General features: G+C 38.2%; 16 protein-coding genes. 1 reads left to right on the forward strand and 15 read right to left on the reverse strand.

The genetic code is table 11. The features are described 5' to 3' along the window. The first annotated feature begins 96 nt into the window (after positions 1-96). Positions 97-1,296, forward strand: a complete 1,200-nt coding sequence (locus KO473_RS22585; protein WP_005822411.1) for a 6-bladed beta-propeller — start codon at positions 97-99, stop codon at positions 1,294-1,296. A gap of 280 nt (positions 1,297-1,576) precedes the next feature. On the opposite strand, the gene KO473_RS22590 is transcribed toward KO473_RS22585, so the two are convergent. From KO473_RS22590 to KO473_RS22660, 15 genes are all read right to left on the reverse strand, one after another. Beyond that, on the reverse strand, positions 1,577-1,960 hold the full coding sequence (locus KO473_RS22590; RefSeq protein ID WP_005822412.1) for a DUF3244 domain-containing protein: 384 nt from the start codon (positions 1,958-1,960) through the stop codon (positions 1,577-1,579). Between the two features lie 239 nt (positions 1,961-2,199). Continuing rightward, entirely contained in the window at positions 2,200-3,912 is a 1,713-nt protein-coding gene (locus tag KO473_RS22595; RefSeq protein ID WP_232303471.1) for a hypothetical protein, read from the reverse strand. A 128-nt stretch (positions 3,913-4,040) separates the two neighbouring features. After that, a complete protein-coding gene (locus KO473_RS22600) occupies positions 4,041-5,126 on the reverse strand; it encodes a TIGR04133 family radical SAM/SPASM protein (protein ID WP_005822416.1) in 1,086 nt (361 codons plus the stop codon). Then, a complete protein-coding gene (locus KO473_RS22605; RefSeq protein WP_005781724.1) occupies positions 5,116-5,604 on the reverse strand; it encodes a radical SAM-associated putative lipoprotein in 489 nt (162 codons plus the stop codon). Before KO473_RS22605 ends, KO473_RS22600 begins: the two co-directional genes overlap by 11 nt. 98 nt (positions 5,605-5,702) lie before the next feature. Next, entirely contained in the window at positions 5,703-7,763 is a 2,061-nt protein-coding gene (locus KO473_RS22610) for an acetate--CoA ligase family protein (RefSeq protein ID WP_005822417.1), read from the reverse strand. A 271-nt stretch (positions 7,764-8,034) separates the two neighbouring features. Beyond that, complete coding sequence (locus tag KO473_RS22615) at positions 8,035-9,270, reverse strand: redoxin domain-containing protein (protein WP_005822418.1); 1,236 nt, start codon at positions 9,268-9,270, stop codon at positions 8,035-8,037. A gap of 120 nt (positions 9,271-9,390) precedes the next feature. Next, entirely contained in the window at positions 9,391-10,554 is a 1,164-nt protein-coding gene (locus KO473_RS22620; RefSeq protein ID WP_005811797.1) for a 6-bladed beta-propeller, read from the reverse strand. A 16-nt stretch (positions 10,555-10,570) separates the two neighbouring features. After that, complete coding sequence (locus KO473_RS22625; protein ID WP_005822420.1) at positions 10,571-11,461, reverse strand: formylglycine-generating enzyme family protein; 891 nt, start codon at positions 11,459-11,461, stop codon at positions 10,571-10,573. Between the two features lie 321 nt (positions 11,462-11,782). After that, a complete protein-coding gene (locus KO473_RS22630; protein WP_005781718.1) occupies positions 11,783-11,926 on the reverse strand; it encodes a hypothetical protein in 144 nt (47 codons plus the stop codon). A 96-nt stretch (positions 11,927-12,022) separates the two neighbouring features. Then, on the reverse strand, positions 12,023-12,646 hold the full coding sequence (locus tag KO473_RS22635; protein WP_005781717.1) for a hypothetical protein: 624 nt from the start codon (positions 12,644-12,646) through the stop codon (positions 12,023-12,025). Then, positions 12,636-13,817: a 6-bladed beta-propeller gene (locus KO473_RS22640; RefSeq protein ID WP_005822422.1), complete on the reverse strand. Its 1,182-nt coding sequence runs from the start codon at positions 13,815-13,817 to the stop codon at positions 12,636-12,638. The genes KO473_RS22635 and KO473_RS22640 overlap by 11 nt, the downstream gene beginning before the upstream one ends. A 24-nt stretch (positions 13,818-13,841) precedes the next feature. Then, the gene (locus tag KO473_RS22645) at positions 13,842-14,153 is read right to left on the reverse strand and encodes a hypothetical protein (RefSeq protein ID WP_005781714.1); all 312 of its coding nucleotides are present in this window, start codon (positions 14,151-14,153) and stop codon (positions 13,842-13,844) included. 36 nt (positions 14,154-14,189) lie between these two features. Beyond that, complete coding sequence (locus tag KO473_RS22650; protein WP_005822423.1) at positions 14,190-15,314, reverse strand: 6-bladed beta-propeller; 1,125 nt, start codon at positions 15,312-15,314, stop codon at positions 14,190-14,192. A gap of 11 nt (positions 15,315-15,325) precedes the next feature. Continuing rightward, on the reverse strand, positions 15,326-15,640 hold the full coding sequence (locus KO473_RS22655) for an NVEALA domain-containing protein (RefSeq protein ID WP_005822424.1): 315 nt from the start codon (positions 15,638-15,640) through the stop codon (positions 15,326-15,328). 105 nt (positions 15,641-15,745) lie between these two features. After that, a complete protein-coding gene (locus tag KO473_RS22660; protein WP_005822425.1) occupies positions 15,746-17,140 on the reverse strand; it encodes a hypothetical protein in 1,395 nt (464 codons plus the stop codon). Positions 17,141-17,338: the final 198 nt, after the last annotated feature.

Consider the following 17,338-nt stretch of genomic DNA (forward strand, 5'->3'; position numbering starts at 1 on the left):
TATTTTTGTCCGCCTGTTTTTTTGTCCTCCCTCCCACTAATAGCTAATTTTGCTATTACAAAACGTGTTTGATTATTCATCTAATTATTTATGCTTATGAAAACCAGAATGATTTATCACAGTTTGGCAATCTGCTGTTTATTGCCAACTTTTGCTTTTGCAACAGGGGACAACGATCCACTCGCAAAATCACCCACAGTTGCCAAACTTACAAACACTCCCAATGGCCCGTTGATCAGTTGCGACTTAAAAGCACTGAAAGATACCGTAAATTTCCCATTGAGCCAGTTGACAGAAGAATTACAAATTGTAAAACTCGACAATCGGGATGAAGCGCTTATTGGTGGCTGGGTACGGACGACCGTCGGAGAGAAATATATTTTAGTAAGCAATAACAAACAGACCCCTTACAAACTATTCGATCGTTCGGGTAAGTTTATTGCCACTATCGGATCGTATGGACAGGGACCAAACGAATACCTCAATACATATGCCGAACAACTGGACGAAGCAAATAACCGCATCTACATTTTACCCTGGCAAAGCAACAAGATATTGGTATTTGACTTAAAAGGCAATGCATTAGACCCTATTCCCCTATGTTTGCGAGTTCCCAAAGGAAAATTCCGGGTAGATACTGCTAAATCAGAAGTCACAGTCACCGTTTTGCCATTCCCCAACTGGCCTGCAGTAGTATGGACTCAAGATTTAAAGGGTAAGCGTAAAAACTTTGTAGCACCGGGCAGTCTTTCTATGCCACAGGATTTCAGCAACGAAGTATTGATGGGAAATAATACCTCTGCTTATGATGTCATGCTACTCAAAATTATGCCTAAACCAAGTGTAGATACTCTATACCACTATAATGCCGCAAAAAACAAACTGGAAGGGCGTTTTACTGTAAAATATCCATCAAACGATAATCTGCCTTGGCACGGTTATTATGAAATACCCAATCATTTCATAGGCGATGTATCTTTCCCAGTACAAGTAGACGAAAACACATTCTCCAGTTCTAAACCGGCTTATTACATAGTTAACAAGAAAACTTTGCACGGCAATTATGTGCGTCTTTACAACGACTTCCTTACTACTCCCAGTTCGACAATCTATCCTTCATTCAGTAATGGGTATTATGTCACTAATATGGAACCACTGGCATTGAAAGAAATGCTTGAGAAAGAAGTCAATAAGAAAGGACTGGCAGCTGACAGAAAGAAAAAGGTACAAGACTTAATTAAGTCTCTCAATGAAAACGACAATAATATCGTATTATTCGCCAAATTGAGAAAGTAAAAGAGTGATTGTAAATAGTAGCCATTGATAACTTAAGGGAAGTGCCCCGGTGAATTAACCTTCGGCACCTCCCTTATTGTCAAGCCATTGCGAATAATTTTCTAAAATCTTATAATAAATTTCTGCTATATAGAATCTGTTTCTTCCCGAGACTGTATTTACCAAATGTACGTAATAATCTATCAATCACCCCTGCTATGCCCCAACAACCCGAAATAACAAATAAAACAGTTGGATTTGCAGGACCTTTTATAAATACATTATCTCTCTATATGCTTAATTATAAGAAAAATAGTCCGGTTGCTTCTCCGTATTGATTATATATATGTAACTTATATCCTTTATTTAGCGGCAAACCTTTCATCGAGATAGTATAAGTCATATTCTCGATTGGATGGACGAGATCATGGACAAGGACAGTGTTATGTGCATCCTTAATCTCAATATTTACATTATCAAAAGTTGTATTAAATTTTATATACAATAACTCCTCTTCATAATTTATCGATGCTTCAACAGACGGTAAGCCTCTTACAACTTCCCAGCTTTCTGAAAGACTTATGTTCCGTTCCTGTACTGCGTTCAAAGATGTATTTTTTGTTATGGCTCTTGGAACCAAACAAAATAATAATGATAGAATAAATAGTAATTTTACTTTTTTCATAACTTGCTGTTTTTTTGATTAGACACAGCAAAATTAATAGCAAATTTAATAAATACATCCATTTTGCTGCAATTAGGCATGGACAATCACATATTGAATATCAGCAATTTATATATTTTTTGATGGACAAAGGGAATAATGCCTATCTGTTTCTCAAGCAAATATTGTATTTATACCGAATAATTGGAAGTATATTGAAAAAAAGTAAAATCCGACACCGATTTTATGCTGTACCTAAGTTATAGGTTAGTAAGTAAATGCTCGTAAAGAGTTGTTTTAGGTAAAGAGTTTAATCCAAGACGTTGGCGTAATCTTACTCTTTTTTTAGAAACAGAGTTTGGAGAAATACCCAGCAAGTCAGCTTCAATATTAGAATCGAAATTAAACATAACCAGACAACAGTACTTCCACTCCTGTTCCGTAAGTTCCAGACACAGGCTATATACATGAGATTTGAGATTTGGAAATGTATCCATACTCTCTTCCACTATGGAGTTCCATAGCTTTTCTGTCAATAAACCCTCTTCCCGGGGAGCTTTATGATTGGTTAATTCCAACAGTTTTTTATAAATGGGGGAACTATTAATTTTCACTCTTTGCAACTGATGATATTTTTGTGTTAAATTGTCAATTTCTTCTTGCAATTCATTAATTGCACCTTCATTTTTATCTTTCAGGTCAACTAACTGGGACAGCTGCTGCCTCTTTTCTTCCAATTCAATAGTTGAATTCAATAATTCGATTTTCTTTGCAGCTAATTCTATCGTTTGTTTGTCCAGTTTGTTTTTTATCTTTTGTTTATAAAGAAAGTACATGAAAATTATAACACTCAGAAAGAAGACGCAAATACAGAGGATTATGATGTAACGTTGTTGCTGGATTGTCAGCTCATTAACTTTTTCTCTTAATTTAAAGTTACTATACTTTTTCTCTATTTCCAACACTCTTGATGCATGTTGAGCCATAGTAATAGAATCAACAGCACGTTGATACTCTTCCAGATTCTCTAATGCAGACTGGTAATTACCCTCTGCTTTATTAATCCTATAGTAAGCCTTTCTAATTGAAAATTCTCCCGGAGGGAATTTAGAAGAGACCTTGTTCAATGCCATTCGCGCTTTTTGGGGGAATCCCGTTTCTAAATATAGATTGATTAGCCCCAAATAGCTGTAAGTTGTATTAATAGAATCGTAGGAAACCGATTTTATATAATAGTCTTCTGCTTCTTCGTACCGTTTCAAATCACGATATATATTCCCAAAAGCATTTTCTATGATTGATTGAATCCTTTTATCACTTAAACCTTGTGCAAGAGAATCAGCTTCTTTTATACAACACAATGCTCGGTCAAAAGAGTCCAAAGCACACCATTGTCGGGCAATATTCCTTATTGCATAGATGTGGCTTTTTCTATTTCCCGCTTTCTCAAACAATATCTTAGAGTCTTCATATTGATTCATTGCCATTTGTGGCATATCGTTCAAGTTATATAAATCAGCTATATACGTACAGATATAGCCTGAAGTATTAAACAACCCATTGTTTTTGGCAGAATGCAAGGCTTCCACATAGTTACTCATAGCCTTATCATATTCACCGTCGGCATAATAAGAACGTCCCAAATAAAGCTGCATCTTCGCTTGATCTTCGGTGCTTCCATGTTTCATGTACCATGCCAGTGCACGATCCAGATTACAGGGAGAAGGCAGATTGTTATTGTTCAGTTTATCAGCAACTTTTCCTTTCAGCATACACCACAAAGAGAATTCGGCTATACTTAGAGCGTCAGGAGAAGGTATTCCAGCTAAAATTATATTGGCACTGTCAGGGTAAGTTTCGATTAACCTTTCGGCATTAAGTAATAAAGGCAATGATGGGTGTTGCTTTTCACATCCTATAAGTATCATAGTGAATAATAGTAATAGAATATTTTTTGTGTGTTCACTCATCATTGTCTGATTTTGGTATCTGCAAAGGTAAGTCCTTCATGTATATGATCAAAATACTATAATAGCCTCTAAATAAAGCATGAATCAGTCCCTAATTATCCCAATCTATAAAAATAGCTCCAAATAATCTCCTAAAGTTTTACAATCCTCTTCTGATGACAAAAGAGGAGCTCCCCTTCGTCATTGTGCAAATGCATACCGTTACCTTCACAATAACGGAAGAAGCTACAATCCGCACATTCACCCTTACGTGCCCACTCACGATCACGGAACATCTGAAAGCGCTTCTCCCATACTTCCATAAAGTTATCTTTATAAATATTGCCTTGATGAAAATTACTGCGTATGCTGGGACAGGCTGAAATAGAGCCGTCGGCTAAGACAGAAGCCACACTGATACCCGCATTACACGAATAGAAATGATCACGTACTTCACTCTCATAATTACCAAGAAAGCCCTCACAACCATAGCTCAGATGGACACGCCCTTCCTTCCGTACCTGCTTGATAAATTCCAGGACTCCGGTAAATTCTTCATTTGTCAACTGAAATTCCGGATGACTGGCCGCACGCCCCACCGGAAAAATAGTAAAAATACGCCAGTTACGCACTCCTATAGTATACAAATAGCTTTTTAACTCTCCCAAATGAGAGTAATTCTTACGATTGACACAAGTAACAACATCCCAGGTCAGTTCGGGTTCGTGCACCAACATCTTAATGGCCTCCAACGCCTTTTCATAACTATCCGGATTACCACGCAACCAGTTATGTTCCTCTGCAAAGCCATCCAGACTAATTGTAACAGCATGCAGCCCGGCAGCCATCAGACTATCGAGCCGTTCACGGGTTAAATATAGCCCATTGGATACAATTCCCCATGGATATCCCCTACGATAAAGAGCTAACCCCACTTTCTCAAGGTCATTCCGCATCAGCGGTTCACCTCCGGTTATAATAATGTTAACCTCATTAGGATTGACGTGCGGTGTAATCGAATCTATAACCCGAAGAAAATCCTCTGCAGGCATATCCTTCTGTTCCGACATTTTCCGGCAATCACTTCCACAATGTTTACATGCCAAGTTACACCGTAATGTACATTCCCAGAAAAGTTGACGCAACGGATGCAATTCCCGGAGATTGTTTCTCATTTTAAGGGCTATCTCCAATCCCAGGCGTTTGCGAAGTGACAATCGTCCCGGATTATTTTTCATCGTCTTTTACCGTTTCCTTCTTGATTTGAATTGTTTTCTCTATAACTGTTTCTCCCCGATACCAATGGCTTCCACCTGTAAACCCACCAGCGTCTACATCTACGCTATCTTTAGAGTAACTGCCATTGGAATCACCATCCACATCACGGACGATAAAACGATATTTCTTAGACGGAAACTCTACCCTTTCAGTGGCAAAAGCCCCATCCTTATCAGTGATCAACGTATCCGGATAACTCAGCCATGCTCTGCCGTCACCTTCATGTACGGCTCCGGAAACTACTTCAATACCCGGAACAGGTTCCTGTGTATCAGCGTCGATAACTTTACCTTTCACCCGATATTTGGCAGAAGGCATACCATATTCGAGGGGCGTATCGCCCCCTCCATTGTCACAAGACATAAATCCAAGCAACACAAGTAGTCCAGAAAGTGCCCGATTACTATATCGCAGCCATTGTTCGTTTTTCTTTTTCATATATAGAATTCGCGTTTAAGTCCATCTCTTTTTAGTAAACGCAGGAATAAGTGTAATACTGCATCTGCTTTCCTTCTTTTTTATTCTGAAAACAGCATTTATTTTTCTATCCGGATACGGGCGTCTACGGCAATAACCTCCTTATCAGTGGCCAGCAGAGGGTTCATATCCATTTCTTTTATTTCTGTAGCAAAGCGAAGTAACGTGGACAGACGTACAATAATTTCCGCGAATTTATCTTCGTTCACCCCTTTCTGTCCGCGAGTTCCCTGGATAATCTTATAAGCCCGAAGCGAATGAATCATCGAATAGGCCTCCTCATAAGACAAAGGTGCCAAGCCGGAAGAGACATCTTTCAAGACTTCCACAAAGATACCACCCAAACCGCAAAGCACTACATGCCCGAACTTCTCCTCGTATTTAGCTCCGATAAACAACTCAGTCCCTTTCAGCATAGGTTGCACCATGATGGCCCGCGCCTCAGATATCTGCATCATACGGTCGAACTCAAGTGCCAAATGTTGCTCACTTTTTATATTAAGTACCACCCCTCCTACATCCGACTTGTGTACAGGTCCCACAACCTTAGCTACCACCGGAAAGCCACAACGTCGGGCAAAAGCAAGAACTTCATCTTTATTGCCGGACACAAACTCCTCAACTACCGGAATACCGGCAGAATGAAGCAAGGCCTGAACACAATGAGGTTCAATATAACCGTTCTGCGGAATAGAATCAATAATCCGGCGAATGCGAGGTACATCTACTCCAAACAATTCAATCTCCGGCACAGCCGGTTTAGGAGCATTGATGATACGCGACAAAGCCGTGCCCAACATCACCTCATCGGCAAAGTTAACATGTCCTTTCTCCAAAAAAAAGGCTACTTCCTCACCGGCAGTTCGTACTGAAGGAAGAACCGGAAAAAGAGGTTTCTTACAAGTCAGCATTTTCTGGTGCAGCACCTCATAGGTCTCAAACATTGTCACCAGTCCCGGCGTACCGAATATAGCAAGAATTGCATCTATATTCTCAAACTTTTCCTCACAATAATCAATGGCGATCCCCAAATGTTCAGGAGTTCCCGTTGCCAAAATATCAATTGGATTGCCTACTGAAGCACCGGGAAACAGCTTACTCTTCAACTCATCGGCAAGGGGACCCTCCAATTTCGGAACGTTCAGACCTCCTTTCGACAAAGCATCGGTCAACATCACACCGGGGCCCCCGGCATGAGTAACAATAGCAAAATTCCGTCCCTTCAATTCAGGCAAGGTAAAAATACAACCAACCGTTGTCAACTCTCCGCGTGAATAACATCGCACAATGCCGGCTTTACGAAATAAAGCCTCAACTGCCGAATCGGAACTGGCAATAGCTCCGGTATGTGAAGATGCCGCACGACTACCGCTTTCCGAACTGCCTGCTTTAATAGCTGCAATTTTACATCCTTTCCGAATTAACGAAGAAGCATGGAACAACAGTCGGTCGGGATTCTTAATGCTTTCAATATAGATAAGTTTAATTTTTGAGTCTTTTTGTGGATCGAAAGTTTCATCCATGTATTGCAGGACATCCTCTACTCCAATTTGTTTGGCGTTTCCTACTGACCAAACAGAATTGAACTGAAGCCCTTTGGCTACTGCGGACTCCAAAATAAAAACAGCGGTAGCCCCGGAACTGGAGATCAGGTCTGCTCCTTGGGGGTTCAGGTTCGGAATGGGCTGAGTAAACACACTGTGATGCCACGTATTGAGCAATCCGATACAATTCGGACCAATCAGTGAAGCACCGTATTTATTAACAGTCTCAAGAATGCGCTCTTCCAATAAAGAGCCTTCCCGCGTTTCTTCTCCAAATCCGGCCGAAAGAATTATGAAAGCCCGCGTCTGCTTCTCTCCGGCCAGTGTTTCCACCACCTCCGGACAAAGAGCCGCAGGAATAGCAAGAATAGCGAGATCTGTATCGGGTAACTCCTTTGCATCGGCAAAAGAAGGCACTCCCTGCACTTCTGTTTCTTTGGGGTTGACAGCCCGGAGCTCTCCCTGATAACCACCGTTTATCAGATTCTTCAAGATAGCACCGCCCGGCTTATGTGTATTGTTCGACGCCCCTACCACAACAATGCTTTGGGGATGAAGTAACTGGGTTGTAATCATAGATTGTATATTATACGATTATTCATTCACAAATATATCGTTTTAGAAACAACCGACAAACAAATCTTACCTAAAAGATACAAAGCAAGAAGATCTCCGAACCGGACTCACTCATGTTTCAGGGAAATTAATACTATAACGGATAATAATGGGATTATCCTCAGGAGTCATTTGTTGCAATGCGGTTTTAAGTTGTCCTTCCGGTAAAAATGACACCAGTCGCATCGCCAAATAAAACTCATTCCATATATTATCAGTTCAAAATATAAATTCAATCACCAAACTCCGATTTCATCACCTCCTGTGCTTTGTCAAAAGCCTTATGAAAGTCACGAGAGATAATTTTCCCATCCGGTGAAATAAAAACAAAATAAGGTAGACCTGCAAAGGCAAAATCTTCTATAATCTTATGATTATCTCCCTTACTTTCTACTTCAGGCCATGGATGTGCCACCATATTTTCGAGAACAGGTTTCAGTTTCATTCCCAATATCTCGTCATCTTCTCCCACATTTTTATTCAGTTCACAAATAGTTTCCATATCATCCGTTATTCCAATAACGGAAAGATGATCCTTATATTTTTCATAGAAGGCAGTGACCCGCTTATCGACGGAAATAGAACCGGGACACAGCCCCCAATGATAAAGAAGAAGATATTTACCTCTGGCATCGTCAGAAGTGATTCTTTTCCCGTCAGTAGTAGTGACAGAGAATAAAGGAGCCTCATTACCGGGAGCAAGTCTTTCTATTGCCTCCACCTCCCGTCTAAATATCTGCCCATAATAACTATTCAGAGCCTCTTGGTTCATGTTCGACAGCACAGATTTCATTTCCTCCGGGGCAGCATACGAAACCTTTTGAAGATATTCCACTGTCACCCAAGTAGATGATGGATTGTTTGCTATCAATTCTTTTATCTTTTGCCGTAAGAGAGTGTAAGATTCTTGATGATTGCTACGAAAACGATTGAACTTATCAACGTATTCCTTAGCCTTCTCCATATCACCTTTCTTTCTTGCCTCATCGATAATCTTTCCATATTTTGCTCGTATGATTTCCAAAGAGTCTTCCAGGTGTACTATTTCTTTCAACGAAGGATCGTTGTACAGTCCACCGCTAATGGTACTATAGTATATAAAATCAGTTTCTCCCTTTAGGTGATAGTCCCCTTCTTCCACAATAATCATCAGGGCTTGTCGTGAACTCGCTTGATATCCACCTGAAACGGGTTTATATATCATACTATAATATTGAGTATGTGGCTGTTCACCTGAGTAAAAGAATTTATTGGGATCACTTACAATTACGTTAAAAGCGACTTCCCCCTCCTCTCCTTTATAAGGAAGAGTGGTTTTCCGGAAGGAAAGAGTATCATTGGGCATTAATCCGTCTATCTCACCGGAAATGCTAAACTGATAATTTTCTTGGGCATCCGCGCCACTCACAAAAATCGGAAGAAAGAAAAATCCCAAAACAAGTATACACGAAAAAATTAGCTGCTTCATATATTTCGAATTTATGTTTCATTGCAAATAAAACGGTAACCGATTAATTCCTATAAACCTGATATTTAGGTATAAATATTAAAAATCCCCCTGCGAAATTCTCACCGGAAACCTTAAATATTATTCTCTATTCTTCACCAGCATAATCACCGGATTTGACTCTTCATCCAGTCCGGCAGCTATTTCTTTTAACTTCCCTTTCAATCCGTCATTTTTATACGCATCAACAATTTTGTTGGCTGCCAATGGTTGGATGGCTACTATTTCATCGCCATTCATAGGATCTGAAAGCATATCTACGTTTTGTTTTTCTACAAAATCACCATTGAGCACATTCGCTTCAAAAACTGCATTCTCCTGCTTGTCGTACATTAAATCGGTAATAAGAAATCCTCTTCCGGTAGTAAAATCAAAATCCTTCTTTACAGTATGCATAAAACAATAGCGGTCTGTAACAACTCCCATTGTGAGAAGTATCTCCAGATCCCTGGTAGGAGATTTTATAAGAAAAGGATTTAATTGATTCTTTTCCGGTACATAGTTATATACCGTATCGGAGGAAGTTTCAACAAGTAACCATTCTTTCCGATATGGAATTATAGAACGTATAGAAGTCATTGCAACCGCCCCACCCTTCTGTACAACCGGAGTTTTAATGACATCAAAAGGTATATAAATTTTTTGGGTGACACTTCCGTCTTGCTTCGATATTATCAGGTGATAGGATCTGTTTTCTTCTCTCGGTTGTCCCTCCTTATAATACAAAGACATATCATAACAAATCAGATTGTTCTTATCGTAATTAAATACTTCTAAATATTCACCACCTTCTACATGCTTAAAGTCCCGTTTAAAGTTTCCCGATAAATCATATACATATATTTTCTTTGTCGAAGCACAGTTGACAAACATTTCGTTGTTATCTTCATCTAAAATAATTCCGTTGATAAAACTATATTCTCCATCCCCCTGTCCTTTCCGGTTTATTTTTCTTATCCCTTTACCGGTTTTTCTGTCAAAAACAAAAATATTACCATCATGGCTCCAGTTTTTTACTAATATATATTTTTCACCTATAGCCATCACACTACCCTGAGTTATAAATTCATCGTTCGTTTCCAACGGGATATATTCTACATCCATAAGATCTTGAAGAACCAATTCTTTCTTAGGATAAGTTGTAGTAACATCCACTGTGATTACATTTGTCTTTTCCTCTTTTTCCACGCATCCCAACAATCCCATCATCAGGAATAACGACATAATAATCTCTACTCTTCTCATAATATATGTTTTAAGTTTACTCTTGGTTTGAATCTAAAGCGTACCGGAAGCCTCCATATTCATCATTATAGTTTCCTATATCATAATCAATATATGACACTCGACATCCCAGGGAAGTACCTCCCCAACTACCTCCCCGCAATACACGCCTAAAGAAAAGAGTAGCTCCTTTTAACGGCCATTCCGGACTGACTGATTTGCCATCGTGATAATATTCTTTAGTGTACGTATCCTCGCACCATTCCCACACATTTCCACTCATGTCATACAATCCCAACTCATTGGGCTTTTTGAGCCCTACCGGATGTGTGGTTTTCATTTCTCCAGTTCCACCCTCTTGATAATTCTTAACATACCACGCCACCTCATCTATGTTATTACTTCCACTGTACTTATATCCTTCACTTCGCTTCCCGCCACGTGCTGCATACTCCCATTCTGTTTCTGTTGGAAGGCGGAAAGTTTTACCAGTAAGAGCATTTAGCTTACTTAAAAACTCGTGGGCTTCATTCCAGCTTACATTTTCTACCGGGCAATCATCACAGCCGGTATTTGCAGACGGATTAGAATCACTTCCCATCACGGCTTTCCACAATTTTTGTGTGACCTCATATTTACCCATGTAAAAAGTAGATACAGTTTCTTTATGCGCAGGCTTTTCATTGTCCTCACAATCACACCCTTGTTCATCTGTACATCCCATCATAAATGTACCGCCTTGTATTTGGATCATCTCAAAATCTTCTCCATTCACGGTAAACGTAACACTTTGTATAGGGTCTTGTACAGATTTGTTTTGCGTACAAGAAAAGGTGAGAAACAGTGCCCCCATAATTGTCAGGGTTCTGACTTTTGACATTCCGGTACAAGTACACAGATGTTTTATACTAAAAACAAAATCTCCCATTCTTTAATTCATTTAAAATTCTAAATAAGGCACATCTGTATACTACAAGATAGGATATTTACCGATTTGCCGTTGTGTATTTACGTATATCTCTTCAAATACCTTTTGCCTATGGTTTTTATAGATACAACGTATTATTTATTTCATGTGGTCGTAAATGTAGATAATTAATTCAAGCTTTTGAATAAAGTTGTTTTTTTATTTCCCGGAAGTGTTCAACAACATAATTTCACTTCCTAAAAAACACAACCTGGCAAAAGGAAAAGATGACAAGACGTGGTATTTCCACCTATTTTATCGTTGATTATCCGGTCTCATCTGTCAATAGTACACCGGCTTGCCACCCTCCAATAAGAAAGGACGCTGCATATGCCCCATATATGTATCGCCGTATACCAGAAACAGTGAGCGGACAGGTACCTCTCCAAAATCCAGTGTACGGAAACAGGATATAAGGTCCGTCACCCAACTCCAAAACCCGCTTTACATCCTAAGTGAGAATACCACACACTCCAAAGAAATAACAACAACACTGTTTTCTACGAGTCAATCAAATTTTATCTAAGGAATTCTAAAATAATATTGTAAAATCTGGCGAAGATATGTTTTTGTTACGCTACTTTCATCTATTTGCGGAACATACGTGCTATTTATCCTAAAATTAGAATCAATTATAAAAAAATAGGGCCGTTCTATATCCGGAATACATTCATTCAGATTAGCACCTATATTAAATATTGGATATTTTATTTTTGAAATTCTTTTAAATTGCTTCATATAGAAATTACTATCATAATTTGTAAGCAATATAATATGATCAGCACCTATTGAGTCAACATACAGATTCAATAATTCTATTTGCTTATTTACACAAGTATTACAATTTAATTCAGAGTAACGTAACACTAACTTATTTCCATCAATAATCTTTGAAAGGGTTCTTTTATTCCCGTTAGTATCAAAGACTTCCAATGAAGGATTCAACACCTTCCCATTAGCCCTCAACTCATAGTTTCTAATTTCCCGCTCAATTCGATGACTACTCTTTTTTACAGAGTCTTCATTAACTAATCGTATAATAGTATCCTGCATCCTATCAGAGGTACTATTCCGTTTAAATATATATATGTTAAAACAGAGTAATAGTACACATATAATCAGAATTAAAAAATAATTAAGTTTCATCGTTTCTTATTTTACACTTTATAAGTACTGGATTATCATCTATATCCAGAGAATCAATTAATCTTTTCCATGTTTCTACTCTACCTTTATCTCTAAAGGTATTAGGACTAAAATGATTTTTCCACAAATTTAGGAGTTTAACAGGTAACCATGAAATAAAGTAATTATCTTCAATCAAAAAATTATGTGGAATAGTCAGATTACCTTCTTTCCTGACTCCCAATTGTCTCCCTATTTGATATTGCCCCGTTTTTTTATCAACTAACATATACCTATATTCCTTACCATCAACATAAGTACCTAACATCCATTGGTCTGAATGTTGAAGGTGAATTGGACCTCTTACATACCCCTCTTGGAAAGCTAAATCCATTATTTCATCTCCACTATGACTTTCTTTAAAATCATCAGGTATACTTCGTTTTGAAAACTTCAATGTATATACGGGGATAGCTTTATCTTTATTTACTTGATAGATTGTATCACTAAGGGCATAAAAAATAAACGACCGCTCACAAACCCGACTACATTGCTCCTCAATAGACCACGCACTTCTATTTACCGCAATTTTTTGAGAAAAAGGTAAATAAGACTCCATACTCGAATTTCTAAGATCAAGCCGATGGAGATTATAACATCCAGAATCAGCAGGGAAATATCCCGAAACAAAGTAAAGGATATCCGGATATGCAACAATCGAGTGATGATGAGGTTTATAGCGAATATCACCTACAAACCGATTTTCTTTTATACTATATACCAAATATTTATGAAGATTATAATCTTGAATCAGTAACGAATCTCCGGTTATAGTAAAATTACTAATTGTGCTATATTCTCCAGGTCCTCCTCCTTGGCTACCTATACTTTTTACAAATTTCCCATTTTTATCAAACATGAATATTTTTTGGCTAACATAAGGATCAGAAACAAAAATAAATTGATCGGTAAATGATACTTTTTTTATTTCTCCTATAAGACACTCATCACTGGTTTCCAATTTTATAATTTCAATCGAATCAGTTAAGATGCATGATAAATCCAAATCATCGGTAAAACGATCCGGATCTATTATAATGTCAAAAGTTTTATTTTGTTCCAGAATTCCATTTTTTGAACCAATACAACTCGCGCAAATAAATAAGAATAATAATAACAGATATTTTTGCATGTTTTCTATACTAATGCCACATGATTATTTTACCTCTCTACACGGCCAGCTATTGCATGTGCCATTAGTACCATCACAAATTCCTTTTTTGCCAGGAACCGTTACATTTATGATATGGTCCGCACCTTCAAGGAATACATCCTTAGAATAATTACAATCATGAGGAGTCGCCTCTCGATAGTCACTCCCTCCTCCTTCACCATCAGCTAAACTCTCAATACCCAGAAATGTCAATTTTTCTAATTGGTTTTCACCCCTTACACTTTTTGTAACGCCTATTAAAGTCGATACACTGGCAAATAAAATAATACCTACCATCCATTTTATACTTCTCATAATCTATTAATTTATAGTTAATTATTTATGTTTCTCTTATTTCACCCGGCATCTAAATATGACGGGATTATCATCATCTTGAGATAAATCAATGATAGATTGTATTCTTTGTTTGTCAGCCAGATTAGTAAATTCAGCTTTATCAAAATACCTCCTCCATAACTTCAAACTTTGCATAGTATCCCAAAAAATCAGATAGTTATCCTCTATAAAAAATTCATTATTTATAGATTTTCTATCCAAACTATTAAAACGCAACAGTTTTCCCATCTGGGAACTATAATCGCGCTTATCAATCAAAAAATATCTGAGTCCTTTTCCTTCTGTGTAAGTTCCTAATATATATCCAGCAGATTGTTGTAAATGAACAATTCCGGAAATATGTCCTCCTTGTGTAGAAGATGTCCGGTTTTCACCATTAGGGAAGTGAATGACGCATTGAGGTGAGACTGTCAATTTATCAATCTGATATATGGTATCATTTGATCGATAATAAGCAAAAGACTTTAATTTATCTATCCGCCCACAAGGATGATTTATTGTCCAAGCCGGCTCGTTTGCAATACGATCTGCCGTAAAAGGCAAATAACCTTCTGTTTTCCGCATACTTAAATCATATCGGAAACAATTATAATCACCTATTGGAGAAGTAAAATAGTTAGATATAAAATAAAGATAATTATCAAGTGCAACCACTCCGGAATGGTGAGTATTATAGGGTATATCATCTTTAATTTCATCAGCTACCATATCATATACGACATACTTATTCTGATAATAATCCTGGATAAATACAGAATCCCCTTTTATCGCAAAATCTCCAATTACACTGTATTCACCAGGACCGCTTCCCTTATTGCTAATATAACGGATAAACTTGCCCTCTTTATCAAACAGATATATCTTTTGACTTACACGTGCATCCGAGACTAATATATACTTGTCAGTAAATGAAATCTTGTTAATAAAGCCAATAAGGCAACTGTCCGTTGTCTCTAATTTGATTACTTCTATCGAGTCTTTCATCATAACAGAGATATCTAAGCTCTTCAGGCAACTATCCGGATGCATAGCAATAGTAGGAATAGGACCTTGCAATGTATTTCGCTGACAACCTATGCAGCAAAAAACTACTAATATAAATAAATACAGTTGTTTCATCCTCTATTTGATTATAACCAGACTTCTGTGCATGGCCAACTTCTACATGCCCCTTCCGTACCATCACAAATACCAATTCTGCCTTCAACAGGGATATGCTCTAACCTACCCGTGCTTTCATCAAAGACTTCATTATTAAGATAGCACACATGTTTAGTTGCTATTCTCATATCACTACCTATTCCACCTTCCGGAAAGGCGAGACTCTCAACATTAACTAACATAATGTCTTCTATTTTCTTATTTTTTTGATTACTCTTAACGATATTAACTACCGTAAACAGGCTTATTAATAATACACCAACTACTGAAAATTTAACTTTCATATATTTTATTTTTATAATTTTGCGCAATATAATAAAAATAAAAACAAATTCAAAACATTTTCTTATTTATAATATAAAAACAGATACTGGCAAAAGTTTCATCTGTCAATAGTACACCGGCTTGCCACCCTCCAATAAGAAAGGACGCTGCATATGCCCCATATATGTATCGCCGTATACCAGAAACAGTGAGCGGACAGGTACCTCTCCAAAATCCAGTGTACGAGAATCTTTAGAGGTTACTTCTTTTAGCGGTTGCCAGCCATCTTTCCAATAAAGCAGCGTATAAGGTTCGTCACCCAACTTCAAAACCCGCTTTACATCATAAGTAAGAATACCATCCAACAAAGTAGGCTGCCGAGTCGGAGTAATGAAGTGAATGCTATCCGGGGTCATCACAAACGGATCACCTATCGGAAACAACTTTCCCTCCTTATCCGCCACCTGAAAATAAAGTAATCCGTAAGGCAACACGCGGTGCAATACACTGTTATCTTTCACTCTTCCCTGCGACACTACCTTGAAAGTTCCACGATTAAAAGTAGCGATATAAGCCACCGTATCCGATGTATGCACAGGTAACCGGACACTGTCGGACAAATAATACTGGGCAGTCACCCCCTTCAGTAAGCGATTGACCAATTGCGCATTCCAACGGTTGCGCTCTATTTCCGGCTCTGGTTGGCGTTCATAACAAACACGCTGCACCAAAGGAGCAATCCATCGATTCCGCTCCGGTTCACGCTCATAAGGAGAAAAGTAGAAAAATTTTCCGTCTTCATCGGTAAAACTGTTGTAAGCATGTCCTCCGTTTACCTTACCGTGGTATGGAAGAATATCCAGATTCAGCGGGATACCGACAGCGCGCATCAATTGAACCGCATTCAATGCCAGATGATCACAGGTACCTCCGCCCAGCTTCTCTATCAACTCGATAGAGAAGTCCCCCGGTATTTTGGCAGCATCATGAAGATATTTCTTTCCATGTTGTGAGTTAAAGAAGAAAACGACCTCCTGCATGGTAGCTCCTGCCCGTGCCAACGAGTCGGCCGTCGTCTTATAACGCATATAGTAGTAAGAACGCCACCGGTCCAAAGGCTCCTGTTTTAACCGATAAGGCAATATATTCCGGCAAAACTCTCCAAAAGACAATTGTTTGCACCAAGAATATTTTTGCCAGACCTCAAAAGCTAAATCAATGTTTTCTATCAAATAGTCGGCAGTAATACACGTTAAGTCCGGTTCAGGCTCTTGCCGTATATAACAGCTATCACTTTCTTGAAGCAAATAACGGATGGTCCCTTTACCAATCATATTTTCGATCAAAAAGCAGGCAGCTTTATGTTTCAACGAATCGTCTTCGTAATGCCCTAATACTTGTTGAAGTTCCTTCCGATTGTCTCCTGCCATTGTGAGAGCCAACTTTAACGGAGCATCATGTATCGGCGAACAAGAAAAATGAAGCAAAGACAAAAGCAATATGCCAATAAAGTGTTTCATCAGAAATCAGTCTTTAGTTTTTCAAAGTTAACAAAATTGTTCTTTCCCAAAGATATATCTTTTTTATAACGATACAGAGAAAACAGTACGTTATTTTAATACATCCCGATTTGTCACTCCCAATTTTTCGGACACACTTTATATATAACATTGAATATACTCACCACGAAGTTAAAATCAGAAGTCCTAAAGATGGCA

The organism is Bacteroides sp. HF-4919, from assembly GCF_018860125.1.

Excerpts from the sequence above, each read along its gene's own strand:
- KO473_RS22640 (WP_005822422.1), bottom strand. The coding sequence starts at position 13,817 with ATGCAAAAATATCTGTTATTATTATTCTTATTTATTTGCGCGAGTTGT.
- KO473_RS22585 (WP_005822411.1), top strand. The coding sequence starts at position 97 with ATGAAAACCAGAATGATTTATCACAGTTTGGCAATCTGCTGTTTATTG.
- KO473_RS22635 (WP_005781717.1), bottom strand. The coding sequence starts at position 12,646 with ATGAAACTTAATTATTTTTTAATTCTGATTATATGTGTACTATTACTC.
- KO473_RS22590 (WP_005822412.1), bottom strand. The coding sequence starts at position 1,960 with ATGAAAAAAGTAAAATTACTATTTATTCTATCATTATTATTTTGTTTG.
- KO473_RS22600 (WP_005822416.1), bottom strand. The coding sequence starts at position 5,126 with ATGAAAAATAATCCGGGACGATTGTCACTTCGCAAACGCCTGGGATTG.
- KO473_RS22610 (WP_005822417.1), bottom strand. The coding sequence starts at position 7,763 with ATGATTACAACCCAGTTACTTCATCCCCAAAGCATTGTTGTGGTAGGG.
- KO473_RS22595 (WP_232303471.1), bottom strand. The coding sequence starts at position 3,912 with ATGATGAGTGAACACACAAAAAATATTCTATTACTATTATTCACTATG.
- KO473_RS22650 (WP_005822423.1), bottom strand. The coding sequence starts at position 15,314 with ATGAAACAACTGTATTTATTTATATTAGTAGTTTTTTGCTGCATAGGT.
- KO473_RS22625 (WP_005822420.1), bottom strand. The coding sequence starts at position 11,461 with ATGGGAGATTTTGTTTTTAGTATAAAACATCTGTGTACTTGTACCGGA.
- KO473_RS22620 (WP_005811797.1), bottom strand. The coding sequence starts at position 10,554 with ATGAGAAGAGTAGAGATTATTATGTCGTTATTCCTGATGATGGGATTG.
- KO473_RS22660 (WP_005822425.1), bottom strand. The coding sequence starts at position 17,140 with ATGAAACACTTTATTGGCATATTGCTTTTGTCTTTGCTTCATTTTTCT.
- KO473_RS22605 (WP_005781724.1), bottom strand. The coding sequence starts at position 5,604 with ATGAAAAAGAAAAACGAACAATGGCTGCGATATAGTAATCGGGCACTT.
- KO473_RS22615 (WP_005822418.1), bottom strand. The coding sequence starts at position 9,270 with ATGAAGCAGCTAATTTTTTCGTGTATACTTGTTTTGGGATTTTTCTTT.
- KO473_RS22645 (WP_005781714.1), bottom strand. The coding sequence starts at position 14,153 with ATGAGAAGTATAAAATGGATGGTAGGTATTATTTTATTTGCCAGTGTA.
- KO473_RS22655 (WP_005822424.1), bottom strand. The coding sequence starts at position 15,640 with ATGAAAGTTAAATTTTCAGTAGTTGGTGTATTATTAATAAGCCTGTTT.